Genomic DNA, 16,633 nt, shown 5'->3' on the forward strand with positions numbered 1-16,633 from the left:
TCGAGGGCGACCAGCTTGGCCAACGATAAAGAAAGTATGCGACCCTTTTCCGAGCGCATCAACGAGGCGCCGATCACGCGTGCCGATGCACGCCAGCTCGGGGCACTGGCCGCACTTCAAGAACGCGTTGACGCAGATCCAGCCCTCGCGCATCTGCGCGCGCTTCTTCATGATCGCCGCGCGAAAGACCTGCTGACCGGCGTCTTCAGTGGCTCGCCCTATCTCACCAGCCTCATCGAGCGCGATCCAGAGCGCCTGCAGCGCATCCTCACATCGCCGCCGGAAACGCACCTTACCACCGTGCGCGATGAACTCGCAGCCCGCATCGCCGCCGCAACGGCCCGGCCCGACGTGGCGCGTGCGCTGCGTCTCTATAAGGCCGAAGTCGCGCTGCTGACCGCACTCGCTGACCTTGGTGGCGTCTGGCCCGTGCTCACGGTGACCGCGGCGCTCAGCGAGTGCGCCGATACGGCCCTGCAAGGCGCCCTCGGCTTCCTGTTCCGCGAAGCCGCAGCGCGCGGACAATGGTTGCCTGGCGATGATGGCGCGATCTCACCCACCGGCTACATCGTGCTCGGAATGGGCAAGCTGGGCGCTGGCGAGCTGAATTATTCCAGCGACATAGATCTGATTGTTTTTTACGAGCGCGACCGCATTCGCACCGCGCCCAATGTCGAGCCGCAAGCCTTCTTCGTGCGCCTCACGCGCGATCTCGTGCAGCTCATGGAGGAGCGCACGGGCGACGGCTATGTCTTCCGCACCGACTTGCGCCTGCGCCCCGATGCCGGTGCCACGCAGCTTGCGCTCTCGACCGACGCGGCCCTCGTCTATTACGAAAGCTTCGGCCAGAACTGGGAGCGCGCCGCACTTATCAAGGCACGTCCCTGCGCGGGCGATATAGCTGCCGGTCGCGATCTGCTTGGCGAGCTGTCGCCGTTCGTCTGGCGCAAATATCTCGACTATGCGGCGATCGCCGACGTGCACGCGATGAAGCGGCAGATCTTCGCCCACCGCGGCTTCGGCTCCATCGCCGTCGCCGGTCACAACATCAAGCTCGGACGCGGCGGCATCCGCGAGATCGAGTTCTTCGTGCAGACGCAGCAGCTCATAGCCGGCGGCCGCCAGCCCGAACTGCGCGAACGCCGCACCCTCGATGCCATGGCGCGTCTCGTCGAGCGTGGCTGGATCAAGCGCCGCGTCGCCAAGGAGCTGAGCGAAGCTTATCTCTTCCTGCGCCGCATCGAGCATCGCCTGCAGATGGTCGCTGACGAGCAGACACACGAAATTCCAGACGATCCCGCGCGCCTCGAAGGCTTCGCCAAGTTCTGCGGCTATCCCGACACGGCTACTTTCTCGCGCGAGTTGATCGCGCGCCTGGAGACCGTGCAGAAGCACTACGCAGCCCTGTTCGAGGATGCGCCCGTGCTGACGTCCGGCGCCGGCACCAACATGGTGTTCGCCGGCGAGAAGGATGACCCTGGCACGGTCGCTGCGCTGAAGGAGCTTGGCTATAACCAGCCCTCCGAAGTGCTGGCGATGATCCGCGGCTGGCATCACGGACGCTATCCCGCCGTGCGCAGCGCGCAGGCGCGCGAACGTCTCACCGAGGTGCAGCCGCTCCTGATCGAGGCGCTTGCCGATACCGCCGATCCCGCACTCGCGCTGGCGAACTTCGACCGTTTCATCGCTGCGCTGCCTGCAGGCATACAGCTCTTCTCGCTGCTGCGCGCCAATCCAGCCCTGCTGCGTCTGCTCGCAGATATCCTGGGAACGGCACCGCGCCTTGCCCGAATTCTGGCGCGCCGCGGGCGCCTTCTTGATGGCGTGCTCGATCCCCGCATGCTGGGCACCATGCCAACCGCCGAGGAACTCGATCAGCTCATTGCCACAGAGATCGGCGGCGATGAGCACGACATGCAATACGTGCTCGACCGCGCACGCGTCATCGGCAGCGAGCAGCAGTTCCTCATCGGCGTGCGCTTGCTGTCAGGGGCCATCAAGGCGCACCAGGCCGGCGCCGCCTATGCGCTGCTCGCCGAACGCCTCATCGACGCGTTGACGAAAGCTACCGAGCGCGAGCTGGCCCGCACTAACGGCAATGTGCCGGGCGGGGCAGCGGCAATCCTCGCCATGGGCAAGCTCGGCGGCCGCGAGATGACGGCATCATCCGACCTCGACCTCATCCTCATCTATGACTTCGCCGAGGATGCCATACAGTCAGACGGCGCCCGCCCTCTCTCGCCCATGCAGTACTACGCCCGTCTGACGCAGCGCCTGATCTCCGCGCTTTCGGCCGCCACCGCGGAAGGTACGCTCTACGAGGTCGACATGCGCCTGCGCCCGTCAGGCCAACAGGGGCCGGTCGCCACCCAGCTGAGGACATTCACCGAGTACCAGACCGGGGAGGCCTGGACCTGGGAGCACATGGCGCTGACCCGAGCCCGCGTCATCGCCGGACCGCCGGAACTGCGCGAGCGCGTTGAAGCCGCCGTCCGTGCTTCGCTCGTATTCCGGCGCGACCGTGCCAAGATCGCCCACGACGTTCGCGATATGCGCGAGCGCATCTTCAAGGAGAAGGGGACCGACGACATCTGGGACCTGAAGCAGGTGCGCGGCGGCCTCGTCGATGTCGAGTTCATCGCTCAGTACCTGCAACTCGTGCACGCCCACGATCATCCGGAGGTCCTCGACCAGAACACGGTCGAGGCCTACCGCAAGCTCCGCGACGCCGGCCTCCTGGCTGCCGAGCACGCCGAGGTGCTCATCCCAGCAACGCGGCTCCTGCACGACCTGACGCAAATCCTGCGCCTATGCATCGAGGGCAAATTCGACCCCGGCACCGCCCCGGCGGGCCTCAAAGGGCGGCTGACGAGGGCAGCGGATGCGGACAGCTTCGCCGCCCTGGAGGAGCACCTGCGGGCGAATTTGGCTAGTGTTTCCAGTCTCTTTCCGCAGCTCGTCGCGTGACCAGCCACCGCGCGACGCTCCCAGCGACGGATTTGCACAAGGCAGGCCGTTAATGATCACTGAGAAAGCATCGAAGGCCCCCAACCGTGGCTCTCCGTCGGGTCACAGAACCGGCCCATCGGGCGCTACACTGGAAGAAGGATTTTCAGGTGGCCATGTCGAGGCAGGCAGTGGCAGCGAAGCGAATAGGGCCCGGTGTGATCGGGGGCAGTTCCATGGGAACTGAGCTCGGCGAGGAAGTCGCGCTGGTGGCCGCCGCCGGGGCTGGTGACGCTGCCGCGTTCCGCACCCTGGTGGACCGCCACCTGTCGGGCGTGCTCGCCGTTGCCCGCCGGATGCTGCACGACGATGCCGAAGCCGAAGACGTAGCCCAGGAAGCCCTGCTGCGCCTCTGGCGCTCGGCCGAAGGCCTCGACGTTACGACTTACGGTTTGCGCCCCTGGCTGCGACGGGTTGTTTCCAACTTGTGCGTTGATCGTATGCGCTCCGGAAAGCGCATGGTCGTCGTCGACGAGGTGCCCGAATTGCCTGAGGCGGCAACCCAACAGTCAGAGATGGAGGCGCAGGATACCAGCCAGCGCGTCGACGCCGCGCTTAAGGCCCTGCCTGACCGCCAACGAATGGCTCTCACTCTCTTCCATTACGAGGGGCTGAGCCAGATCGAAATAGGGCAGATCATGGGAATATCGGACGAGGCAGTTGAGTCGCTCCTTGCCCGGGCCCGCAGAGGTCTCAAGGCTGCTTTGCGCGACGAACTGCAAGAGCTTTTGTCCGACGGACAGCACGACTGATACGGCAATTTTTTGATGACGAGACGAACGCGATGACGAGCAAAGACAGACTGGCAGAGGATCGGGAGGCGCTGGAGCGCCTGCTCGAGATCCATGGAGCCGATCGCACGCGGTGGCCCGCGCGCGAGCGACTGAAGTTTGCTGGCCTTGTCGGTGTGGACGAGCAATCCGCGCGTATGCTCGCCGAGGCGGATGCGCTGGACCGTCTTCTCGATCGCGCCTCGCGACCGAGCGAGGCCAATGTTGAGGCGCTGAAACAGCGCATCATCGCCGCTGCCCTGCGCCAGCAGCGCCCGCAGCTTTCCACGGTCGAGGGCGGCAAGCGCGAGCCGGCCAACAAAGCCTGGTTCGGCCAGTTGCGCCGCCCGTCCTGGAAGTCGAGCTTCTCTGATTTGCCCGCAGCCGCGGTGCTCGCAGCCTCTCTGGTGCTTGGCGTGATGCTTGGCACGACGGGTACGCTCGACACGACGATGCGTCAGGTGGCGGGTGTCGCTGGCTTCAGCTCGACCGCCGATGCAACCAATCTGGCGTCGAACGAGGAAGTGCTCGGCTCCGGCGATGAGGACCTGCTATGAGCGAGACTACGCGTCCCCCTCGGTTCTCGCCGCGTACCCTGCGTTGGGTCCTGATCGGATCGCTCGCTCTCAACGTGCTGATTATCGGCGCGGTGGTCAGCACGTTCTGCATCAGCCACTTTGACGGGCCGCCGCACCAGCAGGGTTTTAAGTCACCTCCGCTTCTGGGCTTCGCCCGCACCCTCCCGCGTGAGCGCTCCGACATCGTCCGCCAGAAGGTCGCCGATGCTCAACCGGGCCTTGAAACAGCGCGGCGTGGCATTCGCGATGCGCGTGCCGCCGTTCGCGCGGCGCTGAGTGCCGAGCCCTTCGATCAGGCGAAGTTCGATGCCGCCCTAGACGGTATTGTCGAGGCCGACACCAAAGAGGCCCGCGCCAAGGCGACACTCTTTGCTGACACTGTGCATGAGCTGACGCCTCAGGAGCGCATTCAACTGCACGAGTGGCTCGACAAGCGCCGCCCCAATCGCTGAGGCGTAAGTGGCTAGACGCTTGCCACGGTTTCGTGGCGCCAAGCCTGCGTCGAAACATTAGGCTGCGCTGCGAAAAAGTCCGGCTGCGCTGCCCGGTCCAGCACCGTCACGGCGCTCCAGCCACCGCCAGCCGACTCGATCTCCAGCAGTGATGTGCCCTGCATCTCGAGCAGCGTGCGAGCTAGGGAAATGGCGAGAGAGCCCGCCCGCGGCATGACCTCGTGCTGCAAGCCTGACACCGAGACCACGATCTCGACCAGTTCTCCATCTCCGACCGCCAGCAGCTTGACGTTGGCCCCTTCCACGGTGCGCGCGATGGCTTCCGACAGAACGTTGACCAGCACCTGACGCAGCGCGCGCGGCTCGCTCATGACTTCGATGTCGGAGGGAACGACAATTTCTAGGCCGACGTCGCGCACAGCCGCCTTGCGCTGCAGGAACGTCCATGCGTCCTCGATGGCATCCTCCAGGGCATTGGCGGACGGGGCGACACCCGAGCGCTGATGCATCAGCGCCGTGAGCGCCAGCGTGTCCTCGGCCGATTTGAGCAGGTCATCGGCGCTGTCACGGATGTGGCGCACATATTCCTGGTAACGCTCGTTACCCATCGGCCCGAACATTTCCAGCGCCATCACCTCGGAAAACCCGATCACTGCGTTCAGTGGTGTGCGGAGCTCGTGGTTGATGCGCGACATCAGCTCGGCCCAGTCGTGGTTCGCAGCGACCGGACGGGCGTATTGGGAGCGTGCAATCTTTTTGGCTGGCGCGGCCTGGTTGACTGCAATGGCGTGGCGCGGCGCTTCAGGAGCAGGGGGCGTAGGCGCGGCCGCAGGCGGCGTCTTCTCGGGCATAGGGCCTGACACACCGCTGGTCCGTGCCGATCTGACCGTCCCGGCAATGTTCGCCCCGGCGCCGACAACGGCAACCGCAACACCGCCAGTCAGCAGCACCGCGGCCAGCAGGCTCGACGGTAGAACCGGCGCGGCGGCGCCAAGACATATTGCGCCGACGGCCAGCATCAACGCTGGCCGGCGATGAGAGGAAGAATACTGCAGGGTGAGCCACATCCGCCGCGCCGGCTTGAGCCCCGCGAAGGTCAGAGCCGTCAAAGACGGCCGCGCGCGCAGGCAGGCGGACGTTGTCCACGCCATTCTTTTCCCCCGAATTGTCTCTGATTGACTTACGGACCCGAACGGATCCGCGACCCCGAATCACCACTTAAGTTCACACCATCGCGATTCGGCTGTCGAGAGCGTTTAAGCCCTTCGGAGCTAATATTTTTCCTTTGTTTATGCATCCAAAATGCGCGACGCGATCTCTTGCACGTCAGCGGATAGTGGACGTGCGCGTACGATCCGCTGCAGGGCCTTGCGCGCCTTGGCCCGCCGCCCGCTTTCGAGCGTCCGCCAGGACCGCATGGCGCCGAGCATTCGCGCCGCGATCTGCGGGTTGAGGCGGTCGAGCGCAAGCACCTGGTCCGCCAGGAATTCATAGCCGGCGCCGTCCGGCCGGTTGAACTGCACCGGGTTGGTCGAAGCGAACGTGCCGATCAGGGCGCGCACCTTGTTCGGCGCCGTCAGTGAGAACAGCGCGTGCTTGGTGAGCGCCTTGACCCGGGTAAGCGTGCCCGTCAGCGGAGACTGCGCCTGCGCCGCGAACCAGGTGTCGATGACGACGTGGTCCCGGCTCCATGTCTTATAGAAGTTGGCTAGCGCCGCTTTCGCTTCCGGTCCCCCGCGTGCAGCCAGCAGGAACAGTGAGTGAGCGCGATCGGTCATGTTGCTCGCCTTGGCGTAGTGCTTGGCCAGGCGCTTGATGTCCTCGGGCGTCCCGCGCGCTGTCAGCATCGTCAGCGCCGCGTTGCGCAGAGCCCGTCGTCCGGCGCTCGCCGCATCCGGCGAAAACGGCCCTTTATCTTCCATCTCCTTGTAGAGCTGCTCCAGCTGCGGACCCAGCGTGCGCCCGATCAGCTTCATCAGATTGCGCTGCGCGCGATGGATCAGGGCCGGATCGACATTCTTGCCGATCATGCGCGCAATGTCCGCCTGCGTCGGCAGCTTCAGCAACTCGGCGCGATATGCCGGCTCGAGACTGTCGTTCGACAGAGTGGCCCCGAGCGCGCGCGCATAGCGCAGCGGACGTTGCGAGCGCTTCCCGGAAGCAAGGCCCGCTACGCCCTCCATCAGCGTGCGCGCGGCGAAGTCGTTGGCCGCCTGCCAGCGATTGAACAGGTCGCTGTCGCCTGCCATCAGCAACTCGACGTCGTCGTCGGGCAGGTCGATCGTCAGGTTCACCGGCGCCGAGAACCCGCGCAGCAGCGATGGCACCGGGCGCGATGGCACATCGACGAAGCGGAAGCTCTGCCGGCACTTGGTCAGCGCGACGACGCCGTCGCTGACATCCTCGCCGCTGGCGAGCTTCAGATCGAGGTCGTGACCGTTGGCGCCGAGCAGGCCAAGCCGCACGGGAATGTGCATCGGCTTCTTGTTCGGCTGCCCGGGCGTTGCCGGCACGATCTGCTCCAACTCCAGATCGGCGGTCTTCTTGTCCTTGTCATAACGCAGGTTCGCGATGATCTCGGGCGTGCCGGCCTGCGAATACCAAAGCTTGAACTGCGATAGATCGAGCCCGCTCGCGTCGGCAAAGCACGTGACGAACTCCTCGACCGTTGCTGCTTCGCCGTCGTGGCGCTCGAAGTAGAGATCCATGCCCTTGCGGAAGGCTTCGCGCCCAAGGATGGTGGCGATCATGCGGACCACCTCGGCGCCCTTCTCGTAGACGGTCGCCGTATAAAAGTTGTTGATCTCGATATAGCTCTCCGGCCGCACCGGATGCGACAGCGGGCCGGCATCCTCGGCAAACTGATGCGTCTTCAGCTGCCGCACATCGACGATGCGCTGCACCGTCGCCGACCGCTCGTCTGCCGAGAACTCCTGGTCGCGATAGACCGTAAGGCCTTCCTTCAGGCAGAGCTGGAACCAGTCGCGGCAGGTGATGCGGTTGCCGGTCCAGTTGTGGAAGTATTCGTGCGCCACGACGCTCTCGATCTCCTCGAAAATCGCGTCGGTGGCCGTTTCTGGTGACGCGAGGATGAGCCGGTCGTTGAAAATGTTGAGGCCCTTGTTCTCCATCGCGCCCATGTTGAAGTCCGACACAGCGACGATGTTGAACACGTCGAGATCGTATTCGCGCCCGAAGCGCTTCTCGTCCCAACGCATCGACCGCTTCAGCGAATCCATCGCCCAGGCCGCGCGCGCCTCCTTGCCGTGCTCGACATAGATGGCGAGATCCACCTTGTGCCCCGACTTGGTGCGGAATGTCGAGCTGATCGGCGCCAGATCGCCGCCGACGAGCGCAAACAGGTACGACGGCTTGGGGTGCGGATCGTGCCACACTGCATAATGGCGTTTGCCGCCATCCAGCATGCCGCGCTCGACCGGGTTGCCGTTCGACAGCAGGATAGGCGCCGCGGCGGGATCGGCATCGATGCGCACCGTGTAGGTCGCCAGCACGTCCGGCCGATCGAGGAAATAGGTGATGCGGCGGAAGCCCTGCGCTTCGCACTGGCTGCAATAGACGCCGTTCGAGCGGTAAATGCCCTGCAGCGCCTTGTTGGCCTCCGGATTGACGATCGTGGTGATTTCGAGCGTGAACGCCTTCGTCGGCGTCTTCGTCAGCGTCAGGGAGTTGTCGGTGAGCTTGTAGTCTTTCTTGCCGAGCGCGCGCCCGTTGAGCGAGATCGCCTCCAACTGCAGGTGCTCGCCATCGAGGCGCAACGGCTCCCGGCGTCCCGCCGCCTTGGGGTTCGGTAGGATCGACAACTTGGAGCGCACGCGTGTCTGCGTCGGCTCGAGCGAGATATCGAGGCTGACTTTGTCGATCAGGTAGGCGGGGGGACGATAGTTCTTGAGGTGAACTGGCCGGGCAGTATCGAGTTTCATTGCACCACCGTAACGCCGCGCCCGTAGATTTGCGGGTCGCGAGATAAGTTAGGGGGCAACTATAGGTGCAACGGCTTAGCACGTCATGACTAGCCGGGACGACGAAAGTCATAGCCAAGAAAAAACACGTAATAACAATACATTAGGCCGGAACGATTGCGACCCGACCGCGGCCGGGCCGAAAAGGCGCTAAGTCGCAAGAAGGACGAGCACGCCAACGCCGCTGCCCCGCGACGAATGCAGGCAGACGCAACTTGAATGCGTCGCGCAACCATTCCCGTTGCAGCGGTTTGTGCTTACGTTCCTAGCCCACACGATCGAATGAGAGGATCACTTGGCAGCCAAAGGACGAGCTTCCCTTTATTTGCGCGGCGCCATGATCTTCCTGGCGATGCTGCTGCCGATGCTCTCACTATTGCCGCTGGGCTGGCTGTGGCTCTGGGAGCGCGGCTGGGCGCTCTATTGGATCGCCTCTGCTTTTGCCTTGAGCATCATCGCCTACACCGCTCAAGCCATCGCTCTCCGGCGCACACTCCGCCAGACACCCGAGCCCATCGCCGCCGACGATGAAAAGGTCGCGCCCGATCCATCCTGGACGGCGCGCGAGCAGGCGGCATGGACCGCAGTCGAAGCAATCGCGTCTAACGTCAAGCCATCCGAGCTCACCGACCGCGACCGCTTTCTCAACTTGGGCCTAAGGACGATCGAGGCGGTCGCTCGCCAGATTCATCCGGGCGACAACAACCCGCTGTGGAAATTCACGTTGCCCGAAGCGTTAGCTCTCGTGGAGCGTGTCAGTGCCGACCTGCGGCCGTTCGTGGTCGAGAACATTCCGCTCGGCGATCAACTCACCATCGGTCAAATTCTCAAAATATACGGGTGGCGTTCGGCCATCGGCATGGCCGAAAAGGCCTACGACCTCTGGCGCCTTGTGCGGCTGGTCAATCCCGTCACCGCTGCGGCACAGGAAGCGCGCGAGCAGATCACCAAGCATCTTTATGCCAACGTCCGCGATCAGCTCGCCCGGCAGCTCGCGCGAGCGTATGTCCGCGAGGTGGGACGCGCGGCCATCGATCTCTATGGCGGCCGCTTGCGCGTCTCGGAGGCGCAGCTGGCAACGCACGTCAGCGCCTCGACCCTGCGCGACCGCGGACAGGCGACGGGTCTTGCCGAGCCGGTTCGCATTCTCGTCGCTGGGCAGGCAGGTTCCGGCAAGTCGAGCGTGGTCAACGCCCTGACCAAGGAGGTCCGCGCCGTTGTCGATGCGCCCGGCGGCACGCGCGATTACCAAGGCTACGAGGTCGAGCTGGAAGGCCTCAGCGGTGCGATGGTCATCGACAGTCCCCGCATCGGCGCTTCCACGAAAGAGCAACGTGCGTTTGCGACGAGAGCAGGGGACAGCGATCTTGTGATCTGGGCGCTTTCCGCAAATCGCGACGATGCCCGCGTCGATCTCGCCGCCCTGTCAGCGATCCGCACGCACTTTGCCAGTCGCCCGCATCGCCGCGAGCCTACCGTCATTGTCGCGCTGACGCACATCGATAAGGTCACGCAACACGCGCCCGGTCGCAACGAAACGATCGACCTGCAAGACCCGGCCATCGTCGAGACGGTGCGCGAGGTCGCCGAAGGCCTCGGCGTGCCGAAGAACGATGTCGTGCCCGTGAGCTTTGCGCCCGGGCGTCCACCGTTCAACATCGAGCAGCTTTCGATGCGCGTTGCCGCCCGCGTGCCCGATGCGCGCCAAGCCCAGCTTCTCCGCCTGATGGAGGATGCCGCTCCCCGCTGGAGCGTGCGCCGCGTCCTCGGACAGGCCGGAAATGCAGTTAAGTCGGCGGCGAAATCCGTTGTGCCTTCCGTTTTCAGGAGGTGATCACGAGGCGACGCGATCATCGACCAAGGACTGATCTCCCGCCTCGTCCGGCCGTTCATTGGCGGCCTTCAGGGTAAACGTCACCGCCTCGCGCATTGAATGCGCGATCCCATCGACCGGGATGCTGCTGATGATCGTCTTGTCTCGACGATCCTGCGGATCGAGCTTCCAGAAGCAGCCGAGCAGCAGCGCTTTCGGCGCCGAGCGCTTCAATCGGCGCACCAGGAAGCGGGCATGCGCACTGCGCTCGCGCACGTCGAGAGCTGAAACGCAGATGAGCTTGATGCCCTTTGCGTCTTCCTCGCTCAACACCCCGTGGCGCATCCGGTCGACATCGATGACCTTGACGCCGATGCCGCATTTCGCGACGAGTTGCGAGAACGCGAGCGCCGCCGTTTCGTCGAGGGCCGTACGGCTCGCCACGCACAGTACGGCATTTTCGTTACGCCAGTCGGCTTCAACCGCGCTGCGGGCACACAATTGCGCCAGCTCGTCGACCTCCGCTTCTTCCACGTCGTCGTTGGCAACTTCCGAGATGCTTACCTTGGCTTCATGATCGGTTGCCGCCTTCTCAGCTGCCTTCTCAGCCGCCTTCTCGGCTGCCTTTTCGGCGGCCTTGTCTGGCTTGGGCTGGAGGTCATAGTCAGCAAGCGTCTCGACGACGATCTCCGCCGTATCGCGGATATCAGCCAACCTTTCGGCGTCTAGCGTGCCGCGGTCGGTATCCGCCTGCGCCAAACGCAGGCCCTCGATCATCACGTTGTCGTAATAATCGACCAGGGGCGCCGTCTTGACGAACTTCTCGGCCTGCTCGACCGCCTCGGCTGGATCTCCCGCCAGCATGCGCTGGTAGAATCGCTCGGGAGGGGTGAGCGGGGGCGTGTCGCCCAGAAGGACATTCAGGAACTCGAGCCGCTCCACATGATGTCCGAGCACCACGAGAACCACCGTCAGCGGGATCGCCATCAACAGTCCGATCGGCCCCCACAGAAGCGTCCAGAACGCCGCTGACAGGATAATGGCGAGCGGCGACAGTCCGGTCTTCTGCCCTTGCACCACGGGCTCGATGACGTTGCCCATGACGGGTTCGCTGACGAGGTAGAACGCCGCCGTCATCAGGAACATGGTCCATCCGGGATCGACGGCCGCCGCGAGAATAAGGGGAAACACGGCCGCAATGAACGAGCCGATAAACGGCACGAACCGCATGAGCGCTGCCAGCACGCCCCATAGGATCGGGCTCGGCACGCCGATCATCCAAAGTCCGAGCGCGACGAACATCCCATACCCGGTGTTGATCGCCGTGAGAGTCAGAAAATATCGCCCCAGCCGCTCACCCGCGTCGTCCATCGCGGTCGTCGATTTTTCCAGATCCTTCGAGCCGAGCAGACGTATCGCCCTATCGCGCACGTCTTCACGCTGCATCAGCAGAAACAGCACGAACAGCACCACAAGCGCCGCCGTAGCGAGAGGCTGCACGATCACCCCGATGATACCCTGCAGCTGATCGAGCGGTGTCGGCGACGGCGTACGCACGACCACCGGAATGGGGCTGCGGTCACCTGAGCGCATTTCCCCCTGCATCGGTGAAATCGTGACGCCCGGACCGGTGGGCTGCGCGGCCGGTTTATCGAGTTCGTCCTGCAGGTCCTTCAGCGCATCGCTCGCCTGCTTCAACGCGCCGCTGCCGCCCTTGGCGACTTCCTTGAGCGACTTCACCTTGTCGCGGAGCGTCGTCTGATAGCGCGGCATCTCCTGCACCAGGCTGCCCACCTGTTGCGTGATCAGGGTGCCCACGCCGAAGATGATTGCAAACGCGGTGGCCGCAACCAGAAGCACCGCTGGTGTATTGGGAAGACCAGTTCGACGTAATATCCGCACCGCCGGAGAAAGCACGAACGACAAAATGACGGCCAAAGCCAGCGGCACGAGAACCGCCTGGGCGACATACAGAACGATGACGATCAGAAAGGCGATCACCGTCATTTCGAATGCGGATGCCGGCAACTCGGGGCGCGCGATGGAGGGCTGGATTTTCAGTGGGGCGATGCGGTCAGCAGGCATGCGCTTTTCTCCCCGGTCAGCGGACAGCCGACCAGCGTTGAACGTCTAACCTCGATAAAAGGGCTGTTGCGGCTAGCGTCGCAGTCTTCGGGCTGCTCCCAGGCCGAACAGAAATGCGGTGCCCACCACTTGCAGGGCACCAAAGTAATCCACCACTTCTTTGGCTTCCTGGTCTACCGCCGCGACTGCGTTGGCTGTCGCAGACCCATGGTCGCGAGCGCGCGCCTCCGCCCGCTCGATCATCCACGGCATTGAGAGGCAGAAGATTCCCAGTAGGACGCACCCGCCAGCAATCATACCGATGGAGTGCAGCGCGCCGAAGTGCGGCTCCAGGGCAATGTAAAGAGCAATCATAGCCAGGATGAATGAGGCGAGCAGGAACACGACCGCGATCGCCGTCCAAGTCAGCCGACGCGAGACATTCTCGAGGGCATTGTGCGTGGCTCTACTTGCAGCGTAGAGAACGGCGTCGCCGATCATGTTCCACTCCTAATGGCTTAGCGTCTGGCAAGCAGGGCGAGAACGAAGCCGACGCCAGCCGCAATGCCCGCTGCCTGTAGCGGGTTACGGCGAATGGTGGCGGCAAGCTTGTCGTATTGTTCCTGCGCCATCGTCTGCGCCTGCTCGACCGTATCGCTGATTTTGTCTTGCGCGCTGCTGGCGATGTCGCGCGCCTGCCGCTCGAAGGAACCTTGGGTGGTACCGCTGCGGCCGGATGTATACTGCGAGCTCATGTGTCACTCCTACTGGTGTCAGCGCGAAAGAATGAGGCCGAATACGAAGCCGATGCCGGCCGCGATCAGCGCTGCTTGGCTGGGGTTACGGCGAATGGCGGCTTCGACGTCACTCACCTTCTCTTTGGCTTTGTCCTGGAGGTCCTCCACGCTCGAGCCGAGTTGCTCGGACGCAAGGCGTTTCACAGACTCTGCCAAGCTGGCGATGTCCTCGCGCAGAGCCTGAACATTGTCTCCCACGTCTGAGGCGGCCTGGCGCGCCCCTGGGTTTGACTCTCCGGTGCGATTTGCTGACGAGAACTGCATTGGGGATCCTCCTTTTGTGGGGACGGCCTGGACATCGTCGTTGGGCGGAAATCAATGTCGTGCGTAAAACGTTGGCTGAGGCTCGCGAGTTCCGCGCATTTGAGCGCATCCAGTATACTATTTGGATGGGGAACCGATCATTCAATCGAAACGTTCAAATGCCCACAGATCGTAATCATTAAACGCCCCCGGTCGCAGACCCTAAGGTAGAGGAGACGGCGCGATGGTTAGCCCCTTGAAGGAAATGAGTTCGTCCCCGAATCCCGCAACCGGTGCCGATGACACTGTGCTGGCGGAGCTGAGGGCGAGCGTCAGTGCTCTGGCCAAGGAAGTGGCCGAAGTTGCCGAGAGTCGTGCCCGCGCGGCTGCCGGCAAGATAGGCGATGCAGCCGATGCCGGCACCACCGAGCTTCGCCGCAGCATCCGCAGCCAGCCTGTTCTCGCAATGGGTGTTGCAGCAGCAGCGGGCGCACTCATTGCACTCGCTGTCGTCCCCCGGCGCTCTCATCCGCGTTCAGCATGGGACCGACTTCCATCGCTTGAGAAGTGGTCGCCCAACGTGACCCGTTCCGATCTCTACGATTTCGCCGATACCATTCAGCGGTCGGTAACCCGCGCAGCCAGCGCCGCGGCCGCCCCGGTAACTCCAGCGCTGGAGCGCATGGTGGACGCTTTCTCGCGTGCCGACAGCTCCACGCTCAACGGCCTGGTCGATAAGCTTGGTGGCTGGTTCCAGAAGGCCCAGGACAAGGCGAAGGAAAAGATGCGCTGACCCGAGGTCAACGCAATCTCAAGGGCGGCCGTCGGGCAGAGGAATGAATTCCTCCAGGTCGCCCGGGACCGGCTGAAAGCGCTTAGCCTTCCAATCCGCTTTGGCCGCGTCGATCCGGTCCTTCGATGACGACACGAAGTTCCACCAGATGTGACGCGGCCCATCCATGGGCTCGCCGCCCAGCAGCATCAGGCGGGCCTGGGACAGCGCGAGGATTGATATTCGGTCGCCAGGCTTGAACACCAGCAGGCGGCCCGCGCCGAAGCTGTCGCCTGCGATATCGATCTCACCCGATGCGATATAGACCGCGCGCTCGTCGTAGTCGGCATCGAGTGGCAGGACCGCACCCGGCGCCAGCACGGCTTCGGCATAGAAGCTCGGATGCGGGAACTCGGTCGGCGAGGTTTGCCCGAACATCTGTCCCATGATCAGCCGAACTGTCTTGCCCTCTCCGGTGATGCGCGGAATCTGATCGGCACTCACATGCTTGAATGTCGGCGCGCTTTCCTCATGCGATTTTGGCAGCGCCGCCCACGCCTGAATGCCGAACAGCCGCGGTCCCAACGCCTTCTGCTCCGGCGAGGTGCGCTCGGAGTGAACGATGCCTACACCCGCTGACATCAGGTTCAATGCGCCCGGTCGGATAGCCATCGCGGTTCCGAGGCTATCGCGATGCATGATCTCGCCATCGAACAGATACGTCACCGTCGCCAGCCCGATGTGAGGATGCGGGCGCACGTCGATGCCGGTGCCTATGAGGAACTCGGCCGGGCCCATCTGATCGAAAAAGATGAAAGGTCCAACCATCTGCCGCCCGGCCGCCGGTAGCGCACGGCGCACCGAGAAACCGCCAAGATCGCGCGCCCGCGGCACGATAACCTGCTCCAGTGCATCGCAGGCATGTGCATCGCCCGGTTGCGGGTCCTCGGTCGGTGTCCAGCTCATGTGTTGCGGTCCTTCCTGTTGCGGTATACGTCGTGCGGCCGACCAGCGATGACAAGGAGAGCGGGATGTCAGCACGTCTGCATGGCAAGGTTGCCATCGTAACCGGAGTTAGTCACGACGGACAGGTCGGGCAGGCAGTCGCCAAGGCGCTCGCCAAGGAAGGCGCCTCGCTCACTATCTGCGCACGCAGCAAGGACAACGTCGTCGCCCGCGCCGCTGAGCTGAAGGCGGAGGGCGCCAATGTAATTCCAGTGGTCGCTTCTCTCACCGACGAAGCCGACGTGAAGCGTCTGGTCTCCGAAACCGTGTCAGCTCTGGGCCGCGTCGATATCGTCGTCAATCTCGCTGGCGGACTGACTGTCTACAAGTCGTCCGCCGAGGTGACGCTCGATGAATGGACCCGCGAAGTGAACAACAACGTGCTGAGCGCGTTCCTTCTCACCCGCGAGGTCTTTCCCCACATGGCCAAAACCGGTGGCGGGTCGATCATCAATTTTGCGCGCGCCGGCAACGCGCAGGCGAACATGCTGCCCTACAACGTCGCCAAGGCCGGTGTCGTAGCCCTGACGCGCACCTTCGCGCTCGAAGGCAAGGACGCACACATCCGCGTCAACGCGGTTGGCCCTGGTCTCGTCGATACGGCTTCCAACGTCGCCATGATGAAGCCCAAGGACACCGACAAGTGGGCCAAGCGTGACGAGATCGCCGATGTCGTCGTGTTTCTTGCTTCGCCATCGTCGGTTGGCGTGACCGGACAGCTCATCGACGTGACAGGCTGGGGCCTCAGCTGACACCCACGGCTATTCGGCGCGGCTAGCCGGCAGCCACTTCGGTCTTCTTCTCGGCGAACTGGTTGTAGGCTTCGAGTGCATGGGCGGCGTACATCACCGAAGGTCCGGCGCCCATGTATATCGCCATGCCGAGCGTCTCGAGGATTTCCTCCGACGAGGCGCCGCGGTCCGACGCCGCCTTCGCGTGGAAGGCGATGCAGTCATCGCACCGCACGGCAACGCCGATGGCGAGCGCGATCAGCTCTTTCGTCTTGGTGTCGAGCGCGCCCGCCTTTGTGGCCGCCTGCGCAATCATCGAAAATGCCTTCATGACGTCAGGCGCCCCGCCGCGCATCTCCTTGAGACCGCCGCTCAGGCTCCGAGTCATTTCGATCCAGTCATTGGACATAGGTACCTCCCGA

General features: G+C 63.8%; 15 protein-coding genes. 7 read left to right on the forward strand and 8 right to left on the reverse strand.

All coding sequences use genetic code 11. The annotated features are described in order from the left end of the window. Nucleotides 1-36: 36 nt before the first annotated feature. From NDB2M4_RS16300 to NDB2M4_RS16315, 4 genes are all read left to right on the forward strand, one after another. Entirely contained in the window at nt 37-2,967 is a 2,931-nt protein-coding gene (locus NDB2M4_RS16300; protein ID WP_072376958.1) for a bifunctional [glutamine synthetase] adenylyltransferase/[glutamine synthetase]-adenylyl-L-tyrosine phosphorylase, read from the forward strand. 215 nt (nt 2,968-3,182) lie between these two features. Beyond that, nucleotides 3,183-3,758 carry a sigma-70 family RNA polymerase sigma factor gene (locus NDB2M4_RS16305; RefSeq protein WP_072378219.1) on the forward strand — a complete coding sequence of 192 codons (576 nt, stop codon included), beginning with the start codon at nt 3,183-3,185 and terminating at the stop codon, nt 3,756-3,758. Nucleotides 3,759-3,790: 32 nt separating this feature from the next. Continuing rightward, the gene (locus tag NDB2M4_RS16310) at nt 3,791-4,333 is read left to right on the forward strand and encodes a hypothetical protein (protein WP_072376960.1); all 543 of its coding nucleotides are present in this window, start codon (nt 3,791-3,793) and stop codon (nt 4,331-4,333) included. After that, nucleotides 4,330-4,806 carry a periplasmic heavy metal sensor gene (locus tag NDB2M4_RS16315; protein WP_072376962.1) on the forward strand — a complete coding sequence of 159 codons (477 nt, stop codon included), beginning with the start codon at nt 4,330-4,332 and terminating at the stop codon, nt 4,804-4,806. The genes NDB2M4_RS16310 and NDB2M4_RS16315 overlap by 4 nt, the downstream gene beginning before the upstream one ends. Before the next feature lie 11 nt (nt 4,807-4,817). Here NDB2M4_RS16315 and NDB2M4_RS16320 read toward each other — a convergent pair whose 3' ends face one another. Beyond that, complete coding sequence (locus NDB2M4_RS16320) at nt 4,818-5,957, reverse strand: sensor histidine kinase (RefSeq protein WP_072376964.1); 1,140 nt, start codon at nt 5,955-5,957, stop codon at nt 4,818-4,820. Nucleotides 5,958-6,095: 138 nt separating this feature from the next. Next, nucleotides 6,096-8,747 (reverse strand): aminopeptidase N, encoded by a 2,652-nt coding sequence (pepN, locus tag NDB2M4_RS16325; protein ID WP_072376966.1) that lies wholly within the window; start codon nt 8,745-8,747, stop codon nt 6,096-6,098. Between the two features lie 334 nt (nt 8,748-9,081). On the opposite strand from pepN, the gene NDB2M4_RS16330 reads away from it, so the two are divergent. Continuing rightward, entirely contained in the window at nt 9,082-10,620 is a 1,539-nt protein-coding gene (locus NDB2M4_RS16330; protein WP_139247343.1) for a GTPase family protein, read from the forward strand. Here the strand turns inward: NDB2M4_RS16330 and NDB2M4_RS16335 are convergent, their stop codons facing one another. The 4 genes from NDB2M4_RS16335 to NDB2M4_RS16350 form a co-directional block, all read right to left on the reverse strand. Then, the gene (locus NDB2M4_RS16335) at nt 10,621-12,684 is read right to left on the reverse strand and encodes an AI-2E family transporter (RefSeq protein ID WP_083556503.1); all 2,064 of its coding nucleotides are present in this window, start codon (nt 12,682-12,684) and stop codon (nt 10,621-10,623) included. Nucleotides 12,685-12,756: 72 nt separating this feature from the next. Further along, nucleotides 12,757-13,164: a hypothetical protein gene (locus NDB2M4_RS16340; protein ID WP_072376970.1), complete on the reverse strand. Its 408-nt coding sequence runs from the start codon at nt 13,162-13,164 to the stop codon at nt 12,757-12,759. A 17-nt stretch (nt 13,165-13,181) separates the two neighbouring features. Continuing rightward, nucleotides 13,182-13,418 (reverse strand): ElaB/YgaM/YqjD family protein, encoded by a 237-nt coding sequence (locus tag NDB2M4_RS16345; RefSeq protein ID WP_072376972.1) that lies wholly within the window; start codon nt 13,416-13,418, stop codon nt 13,182-13,184. Between the two features lie 18 nt (nt 13,419-13,436). Next, a complete protein-coding gene (locus tag NDB2M4_RS16350; RefSeq protein ID WP_072376974.1) occupies nt 13,437-13,724 on the reverse strand; it encodes an ElaB/YgaM/YqjD family protein in 288 nt (95 codons plus the stop codon). Nucleotides 13,725-13,947: 223 nt separating this feature from the next. On the opposite strand from NDB2M4_RS16350, the gene NDB2M4_RS16355 reads away from it, so the two are divergent. Next, a complete protein-coding gene (locus NDB2M4_RS16355) occupies nt 13,948-14,496 on the forward strand; it encodes a hypothetical protein (protein WP_139247344.1) in 549 nt (182 codons plus the stop codon). Nucleotides 14,497-14,514: 18 nt separating this feature from the next. Here the strand turns inward: NDB2M4_RS16355 and NDB2M4_RS16360 are convergent, their stop codons facing one another. Then, the gene (locus NDB2M4_RS16360) at nt 14,515-15,441 is read right to left on the reverse strand and encodes a pirin family protein (RefSeq protein WP_072376978.1); all 927 of its coding nucleotides are present in this window, start codon (nt 15,439-15,441) and stop codon (nt 14,515-14,517) included. A 65-nt stretch (nt 15,442-15,506) separates the two neighbouring features. On the opposite strand from NDB2M4_RS16360, the gene NDB2M4_RS16365 reads away from it, so the two are divergent. Then, nucleotides 15,507-16,232, forward strand: a complete 726-nt coding sequence (locus NDB2M4_RS16365; RefSeq protein ID WP_139247345.1) for an SDR family NAD(P)-dependent oxidoreductase — start codon at nt 15,507-15,509, stop codon at nt 16,230-16,232. A 22-nt stretch (nt 16,233-16,254) separates the two neighbouring features. Here NDB2M4_RS16365 and NDB2M4_RS16370 read toward each other — a convergent pair whose 3' ends face one another. Further along, nucleotides 16,255-16,620, reverse strand: coding sequence for a carboxymuconolactone decarboxylase family protein (locus NDB2M4_RS16370; RefSeq protein WP_072376982.1), 366 nt, complete (start codon nt 16,618-16,620; stop codon nt 16,255-16,257). Between the last annotated feature and the right edge of the window lie 13 nt (nt 16,621-16,633).

The organism is Hyphomicrobium sp. NDB2Meth4 (assembly GCF_900117445.1).
GTDB lineage: Bacteria > Pseudomonadota > Alphaproteobacteria > Rhizobiales > Hyphomicrobiaceae > Hyphomicrobium_A.

Bases quoted from the DNA above. Each gene is read 5' to 3' on its own strand.
- NDB2M4_RS16315 (WP_072376962.1), top strand. From the start codon at position 4,330: ATGAGCGAGACTACGCGTCCCCCTCGGTTCTCGCCGCGTACCCTGCGT.
- NDB2M4_RS16310 (WP_072376960.1), top strand. From the start codon at position 3,791: ATGACGAGCAAAGACAGACTGGCAGAGGATCGGGAGGCGCTGGAGCGC.
- NDB2M4_RS16350 (WP_072376974.1), bottom strand. From the start codon at position 13,724: ATGCAGTTCTCGTCAGCAAATCGCACCGGAGAGTCAAACCCAGGGGCG.
- NDB2M4_RS16305 (WP_072378219.1), top strand. From the start codon at position 3,183: ATGGGAACTGAGCTCGGCGAGGAAGTCGCGCTGGTGGCCGCCGCCGGG.
- NDB2M4_RS16300 (WP_072376958.1), top strand. From the start codon at position 37: ATGCGACCCTTTTCCGAGCGCATCAACGAGGCGCCGATCACGCGTGCC.
- NDB2M4_RS16370 (WP_072376982.1), bottom strand. From the start codon at position 16,620: ATGTCCAATGACTGGATCGAAATGACTCGGAGCCTGAGCGGCGGTCTC.
- pepN (WP_072376966.1), bottom strand. From the start codon at position 8,747: ATGAAACTCGATACTGCCCGGCCAGTTCACCTCAAGAACTATCGTCCC.
- NDB2M4_RS16340 (WP_072376970.1), bottom strand. From the start codon at position 13,164: ATGATCGGCGACGCCGTTCTCTACGCTGCAAGTAGAGCCACGCACAAT.
- NDB2M4_RS16365 (WP_139247345.1), top strand. From the start codon at position 15,507: ATGTCAGCACGTCTGCATGGCAAGGTTGCCATCGTAACCGGAGTTAGT.
- NDB2M4_RS16320 (WP_072376964.1), bottom strand. From the start codon at position 5,957: ATGGCGTGGACAACGTCCGCCTGCCTGCGCGCGCGGCCGTCTTTGACG.
- NDB2M4_RS16360 (WP_072376978.1), bottom strand. From the start codon at position 15,441: ATGAGCTGGACACCGACCGAGGACCCGCAACCGGGCGATGCACATGCC.
- NDB2M4_RS16335 (WP_083556503.1), bottom strand. From the start codon at position 12,684: ATGCCTGCTGACCGCATCGCCCCACTGAAAATCCAGCCCTCCATCGCG.
- NDB2M4_RS16355 (WP_139247344.1), top strand. From the start codon at position 13,948: ATGGTTAGCCCCTTGAAGGAAATGAGTTCGTCCCCGAATCCCGCAACC.
- NDB2M4_RS16345 (WP_072376972.1), bottom strand. From the start codon at position 13,418: ATGAGCTCGCAGTATACATCCGGCCGCAGCGGTACCACCCAAGGTTCC.